Here is a 15,617-nt window from a genome sequence, read left to right as displayed (position 1 = left end):
TGGGCAGGCGCGAGCGATCGGCAGCGGGTACGGGCGAAAGCAATGTGGCAAAATCTTTCCTTGCGCGGGCGCATCAACCTTCTGCTGGCGCTGCTGCTTGCCCTCGGGCTCGCGGTCAACATCGCCCGCCAGGTCGCGGAAGCGGGGCCGCGCGTGCAGGCCGAGGACCAGAGCGTGATCCGGCTGGCGCGCGAATTCATCGAGATGATCGTTGCCGATCTCAACGAGGCGCCGGACCCCGATGCGAGGCTGGACCGGATCGCGCACGATCTGAACCGTCTGCGTCATGTCAGCATCGCGCTTCGCGATGCCGGCGGTAACCCGCTGACACCGCCGCGGCCCGATGCGGACGACGATACGCCGGGGCCGCCGGCCTGGTTCGTCAGCCTGGTTCATCCCGAGCAGACCGCCGTCAGCGTGCCTGTTACGGTTCATGGCAAGCCCGGCTCGCTGGTGATCACCTCGCATCCCAATGACGAGATCGCCGAGATCTGGGACGCCATCGTCACCCAGCTCGAGGTCGGCTCCGTGATCGCGCTGGTGCTGTTCCTGGTGATGATGACAGTTGTCGGCCGGGCGCTTGCGCCGCTCCAGTCCCTGGCGCAGACCATGGGCGAGCTCGAGGGCGGCGACTACGGTGCACGCGTTGCGCCCGGTGGCGCGCCTGAGTTGGCTGCGATCTGCACCAGGCTCAATCATCTGGCGGCGACACTCGGCGAGGCGGTCGAGGACAAGCAGCGCCTTGCCGAGCGCGCGGTGTCGCTCCAGGACGTCGAGCGCAAGGAGATTGCGCGCGAGCTGCATGACGAGTTCGGGCCGTATCTGTTCTCGCTGCGCGCCCATGCCAGCGCGCTGGCAAAGCTGGCCGATGGGCGGGCCCCGAGCGCAGACGCCGTGCGAAAGCACGGCGTCGCACTGCTGGAGCAGATCAACGCGCTGCAGCAGTTCACGCGGCGTGTGCTGGAGCGGTTGCGGCCGGTCGGCCTTGCCGAGCTAGGCCTCGGCAAGGCGCTGGAATCGCTGTCGCGGCTGTGGCGGGAGTCGCATCCCGACGTCACCATCGAGACCACGATCTCGCCCGCGCTCGGCGTCACCGGCGAGACGGCCGACCTCACCATCTATCGCGTCGTGCAGGAGGCGCTCACCAACGCGTTCCGCCACGCCGGCGCGACTGCGATCGATGTGGTGATCGAGCCCGCGGAGCAGCCGGGCCGCGATGGTCGCTGCTGCGCGCGTGTGCGGGTCAGCGACAACGGCCGCGGCATGGAGCCTGGCCAGAAGCTCGGCTTCGGCCTTGTCGGTATGCGCGAGCGCATTCTGGCGCTCGGTGGCACGCTCAACGTGGCCTCAGGCGAGAGTGGCGTCACTGTGGAAGCATTGGTTCCAACCGCGGCGGCCTGATCGCGCCCGGTTCAAGCGGGAAAATTCCCGATCGGGAATAATTCCCGATTCTGTCGGGAAAACGGGTGCGGATGGCGTACGACCTTTTGTGGCTAGTGCATCAGGTGCCGCCGATTACACTCGTTTCAAACCATCAGGCGAACAAGAAAGCAGCCGGTGGTTACGGGTGGAACGATGGGAATGCGCTGGGCTGGACACACGCGACGTCTCTTGGTGGCCTCGGTCTCATCAGGGCTGATGTCGGGATTCGTTCTCGCGACCGACGGGCGCGCCGCGCAGGATGAGGAGACCAACGTCCAGAATCTGCCGGCGATCGAGGTGGTGGCGCCGCAGCTGGTCGCGCGTCGCGCACCGCCGCGCCGCATCGCGCGGACGGCTGCGAACGCAGGCAAGCCGAGGAGCAGTGGCCGGATCTACGTCTATCCGACCGAGCCCGGCACCGGCAGAGGCCTCGAGGTCGACAAGGTTCCGTCGGCGATCAACGCGGTCGATGCCAATCAGATCAAGCGCACCGGCTCGCTCAACGTCACCGATGCGCTGCGCGACAACATCGCCGGCGTCAGCATCAGCGAAGTCACCGGCAACCCGTTCCAGCCCAATGTCGAGTTTCGCGGCTTTATCGCCTCGCCCGTGACAGGCACGCCGCAAGGCCTCGCCGTGTACCAGAACGGCGTGCGCATCAACGAAGCGTTCTCGGACGCCGTCAACTGGGACCTGATCCCGACCGCGGCGATCAGGTCGGCGACGCTGGTGACCAACAATCCCGCCTTTGGCCTCAACGCCCTCGGCGGCGCGATCAATCTGCAAATGAAGGACGGCTTCACCTATCAGGGAGCGGAGCTCGATGTCATGGGCGGCTCGTTCGGCCGCATCCAGGGCTCGGCACAATGGGGCAAGCAGGTCGACCAGAACTACGGCGTCTACGCCGCGCTCGAAGGCCTGCACGACAACGGCTTCCGCAACTTCTCCCAATCGGATGTGCGGCGCTTCTACAGCGACGTCGGCTACATCGCGGGCGACAGCGAATTCCATGTCAATGTGGGAGCTGCCAAGAACGATTTCGGCGCCAGCGCCACCGTTCCGGCCGAGCTCCTAAGCAATTACTGGGGCGCGACCTACACGACGCCGCAAACCAGCTCCAACCGCGTCGGCTATCTCAACCTCACGGCCAAGGCCGACGCGACGCCGACCTGGACGCTCGAAGGTACCGCGCATGTGCGCCGCTACGAGCACAAGGTCGTCGACGGCAATCCAACCAACGTCGAGGAGTGCACGGCGGATGCGACGCTGCTGTGCTTCGGCGACGGTGCAACGCCTGCGAACGGCGCGAACGGCGTCCAGCTCGGCAATCCCTTTGCGCCGGGCACGATCCTCGGCGAGATCGACCGCAGCTCGATACGCTCAACCAGCTTTGGCGTCTCGGGGCAGGCCACCAACACCGATCAATTGTTCGGGCACGAGAACCGCTTCGTGATCGGCACGAGCTACGATGCCAGCACCACGCGCTACGATGCCATGGCGGAGATTGGCTCGATCGGACAGAACTACGTCGTGACTGGCAGCGGCGTCTTCCTCGGGCCATCAGGCACGATCGGGACCGGGCTTGCCGGTCCCGTCTCGCTGCGGACGGTCAATCAATATAACGGCCTGTATGCGACCGATACGTTCAACGTGACGGACGCCTTCGCGGTCACAGGCGGAGGCCGCTTCAACGTGGCGCGCATCTCGCTGGAGGACCAGCTCGGCACCGCGCTGAACGGCGACTACACCTACACAAGGTTCAATCCGGTGATCGGCGGCACCTACAAGATCACGTCGGAGCTGACCGCCTATGCCGGCTATTCCGAGGCCAACCGCGTGCCGACGCCGCTCGAGCTCGGCTGCGCCGATCCGCACAATCCCTGTCTTATCGCGGCGTTTCTGGTCTCCGATCCGCCGTTGAAGCAGGTCGTGTCCAAGACCGTCGAAGCGGGCCTGCGCGGCACCAGAGAGCTGAACATCGGCACGCTCGGCTGGAAGCTCGGTGGCTTCCGCGCCACCAACTATGATGACATCCTAGCCGTCCCCGTTCCTGATCGAACCGGCTTTGGCTATTTCAGCAATGTCGGCCGGACACGGCGGCAGGGGCTGGAGGCCGAGGTCGACATCAAGTCGCAGGCGCTTCAGTTCCAGACGAGCTACACCTTCATCGATGCCCGCTTCCTCGATCCATTGACGCTCGGCTCCAACAGCCCGTTCGCCGATGCGGACGGCCACATCCAGGTCTTGCCAGGCAACCAGATCCCCGCGATCCCGCGCCACCGTGTCAAGGTCGGTGTCGAATATGCCGTGACCGACGAGTGGAAGGTCGGCGGCAACGCGCTGTTCGTCTCCAGCCAATATTTGGTCGGCGACGAATCCAACCAATCTTCCAAGCTGCCATCCTACACGGTCTTCAACCTGCACACCTCCTACCAGGTCAGCAAGCAGGTCCAGCTCTACGGCAAGGTCGACAATGTCTTCGACAACAGGTACGCGACCTACGGCCAGTTCTTCGACACCGGCGCTCTGCCGAACTTCACGAGCGGCGGCAACCCCTTCACCGACCCGCGCTCGCTGAGCCCGGCAAGGCCGCGCGCGTTCTATGCGGGGATGCGGGTGACGTTCTAGGGCGAGTGCTCACCATCAAGCTGCTGATTTTATCGCATTGGTGAGGCGCGCTGCGGCTCGCTGGCTAGACACGACCGGCCCCGCCGTCGACGAAGGCCCGCTTGTAGTTCAGTAATGTCCGGCTTCCATCAACCGGGGTAGGAGTTACATTCCTGGAGCCCCTGAATCCACCTGTTCGCGCAAACATTCCTGTAACCACAGTTCGCCCACTCTGCTTGTACTCTCGTAAGACATTGGTCTTTTAGGCTTGCACCGGGTGGCACGTATCGGCCCTGTAAGCAGAACGCCAACCCCTGCGCCCGCCTATTTTCGCACTGGCCGAAATTTTGATAATACGAGCCTGCGCTGCAATTCGCGTAGTCTCGCTCAACAGCGTCAGAGCATTGCTCAATTGTGAATGCCTTGCTTCCGGAAGGGACAGCGCTAATGACCAGTACTGCGGTGAACGCGATCTTTTGTTTCAATCCGAGCATAATCCAATCTCCTCGTGCTAATTCCTTTCAGTTCCGCTTTCGAAGGTACGCCGGTTGTTTGGTCCTCAACCTCAAGTTTTATAGGCCCCGCTGTTGGCCGGGGACTATGAACCAAGTCACAACGCGATTTATCCATGGGATAGTTCAAGCGGCGCGGCGGCCCAGCTTCGGCATCATGCCGGCGCGATGTTGAGATGACGTCGGGCGCGCATGATCTGCTCGGCTCGCCATGTGGCCCGATGTGAAGCTTGAGGATAACGATAGCGACCAGCGGAGGGAGGGGCCCGACCCATCAGGCCCGTTGCCCGACGGGACAAGCGTTATTCTGTTTTTCGGAAATACTGTGCGCGAACGACGAGCTCATGCGCGATGATTGGTCATCCCGATCGCATTGCGCATTAGGCCATTGATTTCGTTATCGCCGGCTACTGTGCATGGGGTTGTTTTCGGCTTTCCTCCCGCCGTCACCCCTCGAGCGGGGCAGCCGTGAGGCTTGCCTGGGTCCGGCCCTTGGCCGCGCTCACGCGCTGCCGACGCTGGACGAGATACTGGTCGGCGAGCACGCCGATCAGGATCACTGCGCCCATCACGGCGAAATTCAGCGAGCTCGGGATGCCCAGGAGATTGACCAGGTTCTGCAGCACCTGCAGCAGCACGGTGCCGAGCACGACGCCGACGATCGAGCCTTCGCCGCCGCGCAAGGAGCAGCCGCCGAGCACGGCCGCGGCGATGGCATAGAGCTCGTAGAACGAGCCGTGCACGGCCGGCGAGATCGAGCGGGTGTACATCGCGAACAGGATCGCGGCAAACGCGGTCAACCCGCCGCAGATGACATAGGCCGAAACCATCACGCGCTCGGAGCGGATGCCCGAATAGCGCGCGGCCTCCTCGTTCTTGCCGACGGCGTAGAGATAGCGGCCGAACACCGAGCGGTGCAGCAGCACCCATGCAACGACAGCAACGACAATCAGCGCCACGATGCTGTGCGGGACGGGAAAGCCCAGCACATTGGTGCGGCCCGCGGTCAGCCATTCCAGCGTCGGGAAGCTGGCGCCGAAGCCGAAGCCGGCGGTCGCGTCCTCGGTGTAATAGCGCGCCGCGCCGCGATAGATCAGAAGCCCGCACAGCGTCACCACGAACGGCTGGATATGCATCCGCGTCACCAGCGCGCCGTGCACGAGGCCGATCACGAGGCCGCTCGCGATGATCGCGGCAAAGGCGAGCATCCAGTTGACGTCGTGATTGACGATGAGGTCGATGAAGAGCACGCCGAGCAGGGCGATCACCGATCCGACCGAGAGCTCGATTCCGCCGATGATGATGACGAAGGCCTCCGCGATCGAGAAGATGCCGAACATCCCGACCTGGTTCAGCGTGTTGGAGAGATTGCCGACATAGAGGAAACGCGGATTGATGAAGGCCACCACCGCGCCGACGACGAGGATCAGGACCAGCAGGCTCAGATCTTTCTTGTTCAAGGCACCCTCATCTCAAACCGCGTGGCCGACGGCCAATTGAAGCACGTTGTGCTCGCTGAACTGGCTGCGATCAAGGAACCCCGAGATCGCGCCCTCGTGCATGACGGCGATCCGGTCGCTGACCCCGATCACCTCTTCCATGTCGCTCGAAATCATCAGGATCGCGACGCCGGCGTCGGTCAGCCGGCGCAGCATCTCGTAGATCTCCTGCTTGGCACCCACGTCGACGCCGCGCGTCGGCTCGTCGAAGATCAGCACCTTGGGCCGCATCGACAGCCATTTGGCCAGCACGACCTTCTGCTGATTGCCGCCGGACAGCGAGCCGACACTGGTTGCAACATCAGGCGCGCGGATCTTGAGCTGCTCGCGCTGGATCCGCGCGTTCCTGGTCTCCTGCGCGGTGTTCACCAGGAGGAAGCGCAGATAGGACGCCAGATCCGGCAGCGAAATGTTCTCGGCGATCGACACGTCGAGCAGCAGCCCGCAGCCCTTGCGGTCCTCCGGGATCAGGTAGATGCCATGGTCGATCGCCGCGCGCGGGTTGGTCACGCGGATGGCTTCGCCGTTCAGCTTGATCGCGCCGCCCCGGAGCGGATCGACGCCGAAAATAGCGCGCGCCAGCTCGGTCCGGCCGGAGCCGACGAGGCCGGCCAGCCCCAAAATCTCGCCGCGGCGAACCGAAAGGCTCACCGTGCGCTCCGGATAGGTGTCGGTCACGGCCTCGACGATGTCGAGCACGGCTTCGCCGGGCGGGGCGGCCGGCGGCACATAGAGCGATTTGAGGTCGCGCCCGATCATCAGGCGGATCATCGCGGCCGGCGAAAGCTCGGCGCGGGTCAGCGCGCCGACCATGCGTCCGTCGCGCAACACCACCGCGCGGTCGGCGCATTGCATCACCTCGTTGAGGCGATGGGTGATGAAGATGATGCTGACGCCGTGGGCCTTCAGGGCCGCGATGACCCGCATCAGGCGGTCGGTCTCGGAAAGGGTCAGGCTCGATGTCGGCTCGTCCATGATCACAAGGCGCGCATCGAGCGACAGCGCCTTCATGATCTCGACGAGCTGGCGCTGGGCCAGCGACAGCTCGGCGAGCGGCGCGTCCGGCGCGAAATCGGCCCCGAGGCGGTCGAGCAGCGGCTGCGTCCTGGCGTAGAGCGCCTTGCGGTCGATCAGCCGCAGCGGCCCGCCATGCACGGGCTCGCGGCCGATGAAGACGTTGCCGGCTACGTCGAGATTGTCGAACAGGTTGAGCTCCTGATGGACGAAGGCGATGCCCGCGGCGATCGCCTCGGCCACCGTCAGCGCGCTGCGCTCGACGCCGTCGACGCGGATGCGGCCGCCACTCGGCTCGACCACGCCGCCGAGCACCTTCATCAAGGTCGACTTGCCGGCGCCGTTCTCGCCGATCAGCGCGATCACCTCGCCCGGCGACACGGCAAGGCCGACGTGGTCGAGTGCGACCACGCCGGGATAGCTCTTGCTGATGTCGACGAGTTCGAGAAACGGCTCAGTCATTGAAGGCTGCGGGCAACGCCCGCGCGTCTCCTACTTCTTGAGCATCGCCTTCATCGAGGCCATGAAGTCGTCGACATTGCTCTTGTCGATGACCTTGCCGGGCACGATGATGATGCCGCCCGCGGGTACGCCGGACTTGTCGCCCTCGATGTACTTCGCCATCAGCTTCATGCCTTGGTAGCCCCACTCGAACGGCTGCTGCACGACGGTGCCGGCGATGGCGCCTTCCTTGACGCCGCCCAGCGTGATCGGATCCTCGTCGAAGCCGATGATCTGGATCTTGCCGAGCTTGCCGGCCTCCTTCAGCACTTCATAAATGCGCGGCGTGTTGTAGGAGTAGAAGCCGACCAGGCAGCTCACGTCGGGCATGGCGGCGAGGATGTCCTCGACGTTGCGCTTGGCGCGGGTCTGATCGATCTCGTCGCCGCGAACGTCGACCAGCTCGACCTTGGAGCCCTTGATGGTCTCCTTGACGCCCTCGATGCGCTCGCGGGCGTTGTCGGCGCCGGGCAGGCCGACGAAGCCGACGCACTTGCCGCCGTTCGGCAGCGCCTTCAGCATCAGCTTGCCGGCGTCCTTGCCGAGGTCGACGTTGGACGAGCCGATATAGGCGATGCGCTTCGAGTTCGGCGCGTCGCTGTCGGTGGTGAACAGCAGCGTCTGCGAAGCGATCTTGTTGAGATGCTCGACCTGGTTCTTCGGATCGACCGCGCTGACCATGATGCCGGCGGCACCGGCGGCGACGAGGTCGTCCATCATGCGCTGCTGGACGGCCGCGGCGGCCTGTTCCGGATATTTGAGCTGAAGATTGTAGTTGGGCAGCTCGCCCTGAGCCTTCTTCACGCCGGCTTCCGCGATCTTCCAGAAGTCGGACGCGCCGTTGACGACGAAGGCCAGAACCTTCTTGTCGGCCGCATCGACCGAGCCGAGGCCCAGAGACATCGCGAACGCGACAGATACACCTGCGAGCAAGAGACGCTTCATTACCATCCTCCCCTTTGGCGGTCGGCCCTTCATGAAGGCCAACTCTGCTTCAGCCCGAACCGGGCACATGCCTCATCCTCCTCACTGGACGCACAGGTCGGCCGCCGATCCGCTACTTTGCGGCAAGGGCGGGGTCACCGGTCGGCCCATGAGGTGAAATGAGGCGCGTACCTCAACCGTAGCAAAAGCACGTCGAGCGTGCAACAGCAGGTGTTGTTCGCGCGAAGTCCCCTCGAAGTTCGCCTCTCCGGCGTTCATCCTCCTGAACATGTACAGGGAACTTGAGGCCAGAGGGACCGGATTCGTACGGGCCGGCTCATTAACCGGGCTTTAGCGCTGATCGTGCGGATGAATTGGCGTAGCGAGACCAGGGGAGACGGCCCATGCTGAGGGACGGGACCTACGCGGCGTGGTACAAGACGCCATTCGACCAGGGCACCGGCATTGTCCATGTCGCCGATGGCCAGATCTGGGGCCGCGACAGCCTGATGACGTATCACGGCTCCCTGGAAATCGATGGCGACCGTTTCACCGCGACCGTGTCGACGAAGCGTCACACCGAAGGACGTGACACGGTGTTCGGCGTCTATGATGAACTTACGCTGCACATCGAGGGCACGTGCCCCGGCAAGATCGCGACCTACACGGCGACGGCCGCGCAGGCGAGGGGAGTCGTCCTCTCGGGAACGCTGATTCTGGCGGAACAGCCGGCCGAGCCCGAACGGACCGAGGAGGTCCCGGCGTTCAATCCCGCCAAGCTGCCAAAGCTGCCGAGGCGCTCGCGCTGAGCGCGGAAGCCATCGCGCCTGCTTCGATATCGCGCGTCGGGACAGCGCAATTCCGCATCCACAAATCTCGGCGCCGGCACTTCTCAAACCGTCTGCGCCCCGTCATGGTGCCGCCGCATCAATCTTTTCGGGGCAGCATCAATGTGGGATAAGGTCTCGCGTCGCCAGTTCGCGAAAGTCGCGGGACTCTCCGCAGCAGGAATCGCAAGCCCCCTTGCAATGGTCGAGGCCAAGCCGGCAGCGGCGCCGCGCAGCGGGAGCAGTTTTCCGCCGGGCTTCCTCTGGGGTACGGCGACCTCGTCCTATCAGGTCGAGGGGGCGGTCGCGGAGGACGGGCGAGGGGTCTCGATCTGGGACAAGTTCGTCCGCATCCCCGGCAAGATCGAGGATGGCACCAATGGCGATCGCGCGGTTGAGCATTATCATCGTTACAAGGACGACATTGCACTGATCAAGGAGCTCGGCTGCAAAGCCTATCGCTTCTCGGTGGCCTGGCCGCGGGTGTTCCCCGATGGCGACGGCAAGCCGAACCCTGGGGGACTCGACTTCTACAATCGCCTGATCGACGAGCTCCTGAAGAACGGCATCGAGCCGTGGCTGACGCTTTATCACTGGGACCTGCCGCAATCATTGCAGGATCGCTTTGGCGGCTGGCGGTCGACCGAGACCTGCAAGATCTTCGGCGACTATTCGGCCTATGTCGCCGAGCATCTGACCGATCGCGTCAGGAATGTGTTCACGCTGAACGAGAGCGGCCGCTTCGTCTATTTCGGCTACGGCATCGGCATCGATGCGCCCGGCCTGACGCTGCCGCAGGCCGACGTGAACCAGATCAGGCACAACAGCGCACTCGCGCATGGTCTCGCCGTGCAGGCGGTGCGCGCCCATGGCCGCCGCGGCACGCGCGTCGGACCTGCCGAGAACATCGATGCCTGCATTCCCGCGATCGACACGCCCGAGAACGTCCGCGCCACCGAGATCGCGCTGCGCGAGCTGAACGCCGGCTATCTCAACGTCATCATGACGGGCCGTTACACCGACGCGTTCCTGAAATATGCAGGCGCCGATGCGCCGAAATACACCGACGCGGAGTTGAAGGTCATCGGCTCACCGGTCGACTTCCTCGGCCTCAACATCTACGCGCCGCAGCACTATATCGTCGCCTCCGATCAGGGCGCGGGCTTCATGCCGCTGCCGATCCCGAAATCCTTTCCGCACATGAATTCGGATTGGCTGCGCGTCGGCCCCGAGACGATCTATTGGGTGCCGAAGCTCGCGGCAAAGATCTGGAAGACCGATGCGATCTATATCACCGAGAACGGTGCCTCCGGCGAGGATCAGGTCACGCCCGACGGCAAGATCTACGACACCGACCGCATCATGTACTTGCGCAACTATCTGGCCCAGCTTCAGCGTGCCACCGCGGAAGGCGTGCCGGTGCGTGGTTATTTCCTCTGGAGCCTGCTCGACAATTTCGAATGGGTGTTCGGCCTTAACAAGCGCTTCGGACTCTACCACGTCAATTTCGACACCCAGGTGCGAACGCCAAAACTCAGCGCGAGCTTCTACCGCAACGTGATCGCGAGGAACGCGGCGGGGGTGTGATCTCATCATTCATGCAGAAGGTCGTCATGCCCGGGCTTGTCCCGGGCATTCACGTTCTTTGTGCCGCGTTGCAGGGCGTGGATGGCCGGGACAAGCCCGGCCATGACGTGCGGAGACCTTTGTGCATTAACCGCGCTGCGGAATGCCGGCGAGGGGACATAGCCGCCTCTCATTGACTCCCCTCTCCCCCTGATTCAAAACCGTCCTCAACACGCATAACAAGAGGACAACGTCCATGACCGACGCGCTGATCATCGATGCCTGCCGGACCCCGCGCGGCGTCGGCAAGGCCGGCAAGGGAGCTCTCTCCGGCATTCATCCGCAGCAATTAGGTGCCACCGTGCTGCGCGCGCTGGCCGATCGCACCGGGATCAACACCGCCGATGTCGACGACATCGTCTGGGGCTGCAGCGCGCAGGTGGCAACGCAAAGCGGCGATCTCGGCCGCATGTCGGCGCTGGATGCCGGTTATGACGTGCGGGCCAGCGCCGTGACGCTGGATCGCTTCTGCGGTTCCGGCATCACCAGCGTCAACATGGCGGCGAACTCGATCATGGCGGGCGCGGAAGATCTCGTCATCGCCGGCGGCTGCGAGATGATGTCGATGGAGGGGCGCCGCGGCGGCGGTCCGATGATGATGGACTCCGGCAATCTGCGGCTTCGCGCCAGACATCCGCAGTCGCATCAGGGCGTCTGCGCCGATGCGATCGCGACGCTGGAAGGCATCACCCGGCAGGACGTCGACGCGCTTGGCCTCGAAAGCCAGAAGCGCGCCGCGCAGGCGATTGCCGGCGACCATTTCAAGAAGAGCCTCGTGCCCGTGCATCGCGAGGACGGCAGCCTCGCGCTCGACCATGAAGAATATCCGCGGCCGCGGACGACGATGGAAGGGCTGGCTGCCCTGAAGCCGGCGTTCCCCGCGATCGCCGACTATGCGCTGGACGACAAGGGCACGACCTATCGCGGCCTGATCCTGCAAAAATATCCTGATCTCGACATCAACTTCGTGCACCATGCCGGCAACTCGTCTGGCGTCGTTGACGGCGCCGCCGCGATCCTGCTCGCATCGCCGTCTTACGCTAGAGCGCACGGCCTTAAAGTCCGCGCTCGCGTGGTGGCGATGGCCAATATGGGGGACTCCCCGACCTTGATGCTGAACGCGCCGGTGCCGGCGACGAAGAAGGTACTGGCGAAGGCCGGGCTCACCATCGACGACATCGACCTGTTCGAGATCAACGAGGCCTTTGCGGTGGTGACCGAAAAATATATCAGGGATCTCAAGCTCGACCGCGCCAAGGTCAATGTCAATGGCGGCTCGATCGCGCTCGGTCATCCCATCGGCGCGACCGGATCGATTCTGATCGGCACCGTGCTCGACGAACTCGAACGGCGCGACCTCAAGCGCGGTCTCGTCACCATGTGCGCGGCCGGCGGCATGGCGCCGGCCATCATCATCGAGCGCGTCTAGCACGCCGCGGCCCCGTAAAAAGCAGGGAAAAACGTCGCAGGGCGACGATCAAGCCTTATTTTTCAGGGTGAATCGCGCTTCTCCTCTCACAAAGAGGCCGGTCGTCGCTTGTCGAAAGCATCGAATCAGCTTTAGCAAGGCAGCTTGCGGGCCTTTGAAACAAGGCAAAAACCGCTGCGCGAGGCGCCATCCGCTCTGGAAGCCGCTAAATGGCAGGGTTTTTTGTCTCAGGGGGCCAAAAAAGCCCGTAAAACCGCGACAAAACTGTGCAGAAGGCTACAGGCCTTCGCCGGTTGGTCTAATATGCAACCGGCAACGAATCAGAGGAGACACGATGCCAGCCCAAATGTCCAAATCGCAGTTGATCGAAAAGATTGCGACCGCCACTGAGCTTTCCAAGCGCGACGTCAAGAGCGTCATGGAGACGCTGACCGACGTCGGCCACAAGGAGCTCAAGAAGAACGGCCTGTTCCTGGTGCCGGGCTTCGCCAAGTTCGTGGTCATCAAGAAGCCCGCGACCAAGGCGCGCAAGGGCACCAACCCGTTCACGGGCGAAGAGATGATGTTCAAGGCCAAGCCGGCCCGGAAGATCGTCCGCGCCCGCCCGGTCAAGGCGGCCAAGGACGCCGTGGCCTGATAACGCAAAGGCCCCCTCGATAAGGGGGCCTTTTGACTTGGGGCAGCCGCGAGGGCCTGAGACGGAGGGCTCAACCCTTGCGGCGCTTCACCCGGACCGGGATCGGCTGAAGCCGCGGCTCCAGTCCGGCAAGCGCATCGCGCACCCGGTCGATGGCCCGACCCAGCAGCTGGCTCAGCTTCTGCGTTGTCCGCGATCGCTTCGCGTCTTCCAGCAGTTTCTTCATCGCATTCACTCCGCCGCTTCGACCTTCGCGCCGACTTCCGCCGGCTCGAGCGCGGCGGCGATGGCCTCGTCGACACGTTCCAGCCAGATGAATTCGAGATTGTCCCGCGCGCTCTTCGGGATGTCGTCGTAATCCCGCTTGTTGCGCGCCGGCAGCATCACCCGCTTCAAGCCGGCCGCGGCCGCAGCTACCACCTTCTCCTTGATGCCGCCGACCGGCAGCACCAGGCCGCGCAGCGAGATCTCGCCGGTCATGGCCGTGTCGCTCCGCACCGTGCGATTGGTGAGCAGCGACGTCAGGGCCGTGAACATCGCAACTCCCGCGCTCGGTCCGTCCTTCGGGGTTGCCCCCGCGGGCACGTGAACGTGGATGTCGCTCTTCTCGAACACCGAAGGATCGATGCCGAGCTGGCTGGCTCTGCTCTTCACCAGCGTCAGCGCAGCCTGCACGCTCTCGCGCATGACTTCGCCGAGCTGGCCGGTCAGGATCATCGCGCCCTTGCCGGGCACCCGCGTGGCCTCGATGAACAGGATGTCGCCGCCGACAGGCGTCCAGGCCAGGCCGGTGGCGACGCCCGGAACGCTGGTGCGCAGTGCGATCTCACCCTCGAAGCGCGGCTGGCCCAGTATGGCCGCGATGTCCTTTGCAGTGACCACGACCTTTGCAGTCGTGCCTTCGGCAATCTGCACCGCGGCATGGCGGAACACCTTGCCGATCTCGCGCTCGAGGTTACGCACGCCGGCCTCGCGCGTGTAACCCTTGACGATCAGCTTCAAGGCCTCCGGCTCGATCTCGGCCTGCTCGGGCGAGAGGCCATTGGCCTCGAGCTGGCGCCGCACCAGATAGCGCCGTGCGATCTCCAGCTTCTCTTCCTCGGTGTAACCGGCGAGGCTGATCAGCTCCATGCGGTCCAGCAGCGGACCCGGAATCTGGTCCAGCATGTTGGCGGTCGCGATGAAGACGACGCGCGACAGGTCGAAGGGCACGCCCAGATAATTGTCCCGGAACGTCCCGTTCTGCTCGGGGTCGAGCACCTCCAGCATGGCGGCGGAGGGGTCGCCCTGCACGCCGCGGCCCATCTTGTCGATCTCGTCCAGCATCATGACGCAGTTGCGGGCGCCCGCCTTCTTGATGCCCTGGATGATGTTGCCGGGCAACGCGCCGATATAGGTGCGCCGGTGGCCGCGGATCTCGGCCTCGTCATGCACGCCGCCCAGGCTGACGCGCACGAAGGGGCGATCCATCGCACGCGCGATGGACTGGCCGAGCGAGGTCTTGCCGACGCCGGGCGGGCCGACGAAGCAGAGGATCGGCGCCTTGCCCTGCGGCGCCAGCTTGCGCACCGCCAGATATTCGATGATCCGGCTCTTGATCTTCTCCAGGCCATAGTGATCCGCATCCAGGATGCGACGTGCCTCCTTGATGTCGATCGGCTTCTCCGCGGGCAGCGCCCAGGGCAGCTCGATCAGCCAGTCGAGGTAGGTGCGCACCATGCCGGCTTCACCGGCCGCCTCGGGCATGCGCTCGTAGCGGCGCAGCTCCTTCCTGGCATGCGCCTCCGCCTCCGGCGGCATGTGGGCCTTGGCAATCGCAGCCGTCAGCTCGGCGACTTCGGCGGCCTTGCCGTCGCCTTCGCCCAGCTGCCGCTGAATCGTCGCCATCTGCTCGCGCAGGATCGCCTCGCGCTGCCGCTCGTCGAACGAGGCGCGGGTCTTCTGGCCGATTTCGTTGGAGATGCGCAGCACCTCCAGCCGTTCGGCCAGGTGCTTCGACACCTTCTCGACGCGCAAGGAGAGGTCGATGGTCTCCAGCACCTCCTGCTTGTCCTGCGGCTTGATGTCCATGAACGACGTCGCCAGGTCCGCCAGCGCGCCGGGCGCACTGGTGCCCTGGAACATCGCGACCAGCTCCGGCGGGGCCTGGGGCAGCAGCTCGATCGCCTCGATGGCCTGGCGCTGCAGGTTCAGCGCCCGCGCCTCGATCTCGGGTGAGGTCGTGGTCGGCTCGGGGATCTGCTGGAAACGCGCAGCCAGGAACGGCGTCCCCGGCAGGAAGTCGAGGATACGCGCGCGCTGCACGCCCTGGCAGACGATGTGATGTGTGCCGTCGGGTGCGGTGATGTAGCGCACGATGTTGGCGATGGTCGCGACCTTGTAGACATCATCGGGGCCGGGCTCGTCGATCTCGGGGCTGCGCTGCAGCACGATGCCGACCGGCCGCTGCTCGCGCAGCGCCTGCTGGGCGGCGGCGACGGATTTCGGCCGGGCGATCGCGATTGGCGCGATGGCGCCGGGGAACAGCACCATCTCGCGCACGGGGATGATGATCAGGGCGTCGTCCGGGATCTTCACGTCAGGATTGGTCTGTGCGGTATTCATCTGTTCGGTGGCCAT

At 64.5% G+C, this 15,617-nt stretch carries 11 protein-coding genes; 6 read left to right on the top strand and 5 right to left on the bottom strand.

What is annotated here, in order from left to right:
• The first annotated feature begins 42 nt into the window (after window positions 1-42).
• Both XH98_RS00955 and XH98_RS00950 read left to right on the top strand, forming a co-directional pair.
• Window positions 43-1,401 carry a histidine kinase gene (locus XH98_RS00955; RefSeq protein WP_271617505.1) on the top strand — a complete coding sequence of 453 codons (1,359 nt, stop codon included), beginning with the start codon at window positions 43-45 and terminating at the stop codon, window positions 1,399-1,401.
• A gap of 180 nt (window positions 1,402-1,581) precedes the next feature.
• Complete coding sequence (locus XH98_RS00950) at window positions 1,582-4,050, top strand: TonB-dependent receptor (RefSeq protein ID WP_442868528.1); 2,469 nt, start codon at window positions 1,582-1,584, stop codon at window positions 4,048-4,050.
• Window positions 4,051-4,987: 937 nt separating this feature from the next.
• Here XH98_RS00950 and XH98_RS00945 read toward each other — a convergent pair.
• From XH98_RS00945 to XH98_RS00935, 3 genes are read right to left on the bottom strand one after another with little or no spacing between them, the layout of a single operon-like run.
• The gene (locus XH98_RS00945) at window positions 4,988-6,001 is read right to left on the bottom strand and encodes an ABC transporter permease (protein WP_271617504.1); all 1,014 of its coding nucleotides are present in this window, start codon (window positions 5,999-6,001) and stop codon (window positions 4,988-4,990) included.
• 12 nt (window positions 6,002-6,013) lie between these two features.
• A complete protein-coding gene (locus tag XH98_RS00940) occupies window positions 6,014-7,516 on the bottom strand; it encodes a sugar ABC transporter ATP-binding protein (protein WP_271617503.1) in 1,503 nt (500 codons plus the stop codon).
• Between the two features lie 30 nt (window positions 7,517-7,546).
• Entirely contained in the window at window positions 7,547-8,500 is a 954-nt protein-coding gene (locus XH98_RS00935; protein WP_057750794.1) for a sugar-binding protein, read from the bottom strand.
• A 383-nt stretch (window positions 8,501-8,883) separates the two neighbouring features.
• On the opposite strand from XH98_RS00935, the gene XH98_RS00930 reads away from it, so the two are divergent.
• From XH98_RS00930 to XH98_RS00915, 4 genes are all read left to right on the top strand, one after another.
• Window positions 8,884-9,288: a hypothetical protein gene (locus XH98_RS00930; protein ID WP_271617502.1), complete on the top strand. Its 405-nt coding sequence runs from the start codon at window positions 8,884-8,886 to the stop codon at window positions 9,286-9,288.
• A gap of 141 nt (window positions 9,289-9,429) precedes the next feature.
• Complete coding sequence (locus tag XH98_RS00925; protein ID WP_271617501.1) at window positions 9,430-10,893, top strand: GH1 family beta-glucosidase; 1,464 nt, start codon at window positions 9,430-9,432, stop codon at window positions 10,891-10,893.
• Between the two features lie 235 nt (window positions 10,894-11,128).
• A complete protein-coding gene (locus XH98_RS00920; protein ID WP_271617500.1) occupies window positions 11,129-12,361 on the top strand; it encodes an acetyl-CoA C-acetyltransferase in 1,233 nt (410 codons plus the stop codon).
• A 334-nt stretch (window positions 12,362-12,695) separates the two neighbouring features.
• Complete coding sequence (locus XH98_RS00915) at window positions 12,696-12,998, top strand: HU family DNA-binding protein (protein ID WP_008139488.1); 303 nt, start codon at window positions 12,696-12,698, stop codon at window positions 12,996-12,998.
• A 70-nt stretch (window positions 12,999-13,068) separates the two neighbouring features.
• Here XH98_RS00915 and XH98_RS00910 read toward each other — a convergent pair whose 3' ends face one another.
• Window positions 13,069-13,224 (bottom strand): hypothetical protein, encoded by a 156-nt coding sequence (locus XH98_RS00910; protein ID WP_271617499.1) that lies wholly within the window; start codon window positions 13,222-13,224, stop codon window positions 13,069-13,071.
• A gap of 5 nt (window positions 13,225-13,229) precedes the next feature.
• Window positions 13,230-15,617 carry an endopeptidase La gene (lon, locus tag XH98_RS00905; RefSeq protein WP_271617498.1) on the bottom strand — a complete coding sequence of 796 codons (2,388 nt, stop codon included), beginning with the start codon at window positions 15,615-15,617 and terminating at the stop codon, window positions 13,230-13,232.

Source organism: Bradyrhizobium sp. CCBAU 51745 (assembly GCF_028128715.1).
GTDB lineage: Bacteria > Pseudomonadota > Alphaproteobacteria > Rhizobiales > Xanthobacteraceae > Bradyrhizobium > Bradyrhizobium manausense.
Note: the sequence above shows the minus strand (reverse complement) of the source record. Positions and strands in the feature narration are given on the sequence as shown.

Coding starts and splice junctions, on each gene's coding strand:
- XH98_RS00920 (WP_271617500.1), top strand. CDS start 11,129: ATGACCGACGCGCTGATCATCGATGCCTGCCGGACCCCGCGCGGCGTC.
- XH98_RS00955 (WP_271617505.1), top strand. CDS start 43: ATGTGGCAAAATCTTTCCTTGCGCGGGCGCATCAACCTTCTGCTGGCG.
- XH98_RS00915 (WP_008139488.1), top strand. CDS start 12,696: ATGCCAGCCCAAATGTCCAAATCGCAGTTGATCGAAAAGATTGCGACC.
- XH98_RS00935 (WP_057750794.1), bottom strand. CDS start 8,500: ATGAAGCGTCTCTTGCTCGCAGGTGTATCTGTCGCGTTCGCGATGTCT.
- lon (WP_271617498.1), bottom strand. CDS start 15,617: ATGGCCACCGAACAGATGAATACCGCACAGACCAATCCTGACGTGAAG.
- XH98_RS00940 (WP_271617503.1), bottom strand. CDS start 7,516: ATGACTGAGCCGTTTCTCGAACTCGTCGACATCAGCAAGAGCTATCCC.
- XH98_RS00930 (WP_271617502.1), top strand. CDS start 8,884: ATGCTGAGGGACGGGACCTACGCGGCGTGGTACAAGACGCCATTCGAC.
- XH98_RS00925 (WP_271617501.1), top strand. CDS start 9,430: ATGTGGGATAAGGTCTCGCGTCGCCAGTTCGCGAAAGTCGCGGGACTC.
- XH98_RS00950 (WP_442868528.1), top strand. CDS start 1,582: ATGCGCTGGGCTGGACACACGCGACGTCTCTTGGTGGCCTCGGTCTCA.
- XH98_RS00910 (WP_271617499.1), bottom strand. CDS start 13,224: ATGAAGAAACTGCTGGAAGACGCGAAGCGATCGCGGACAACGCAGAAG.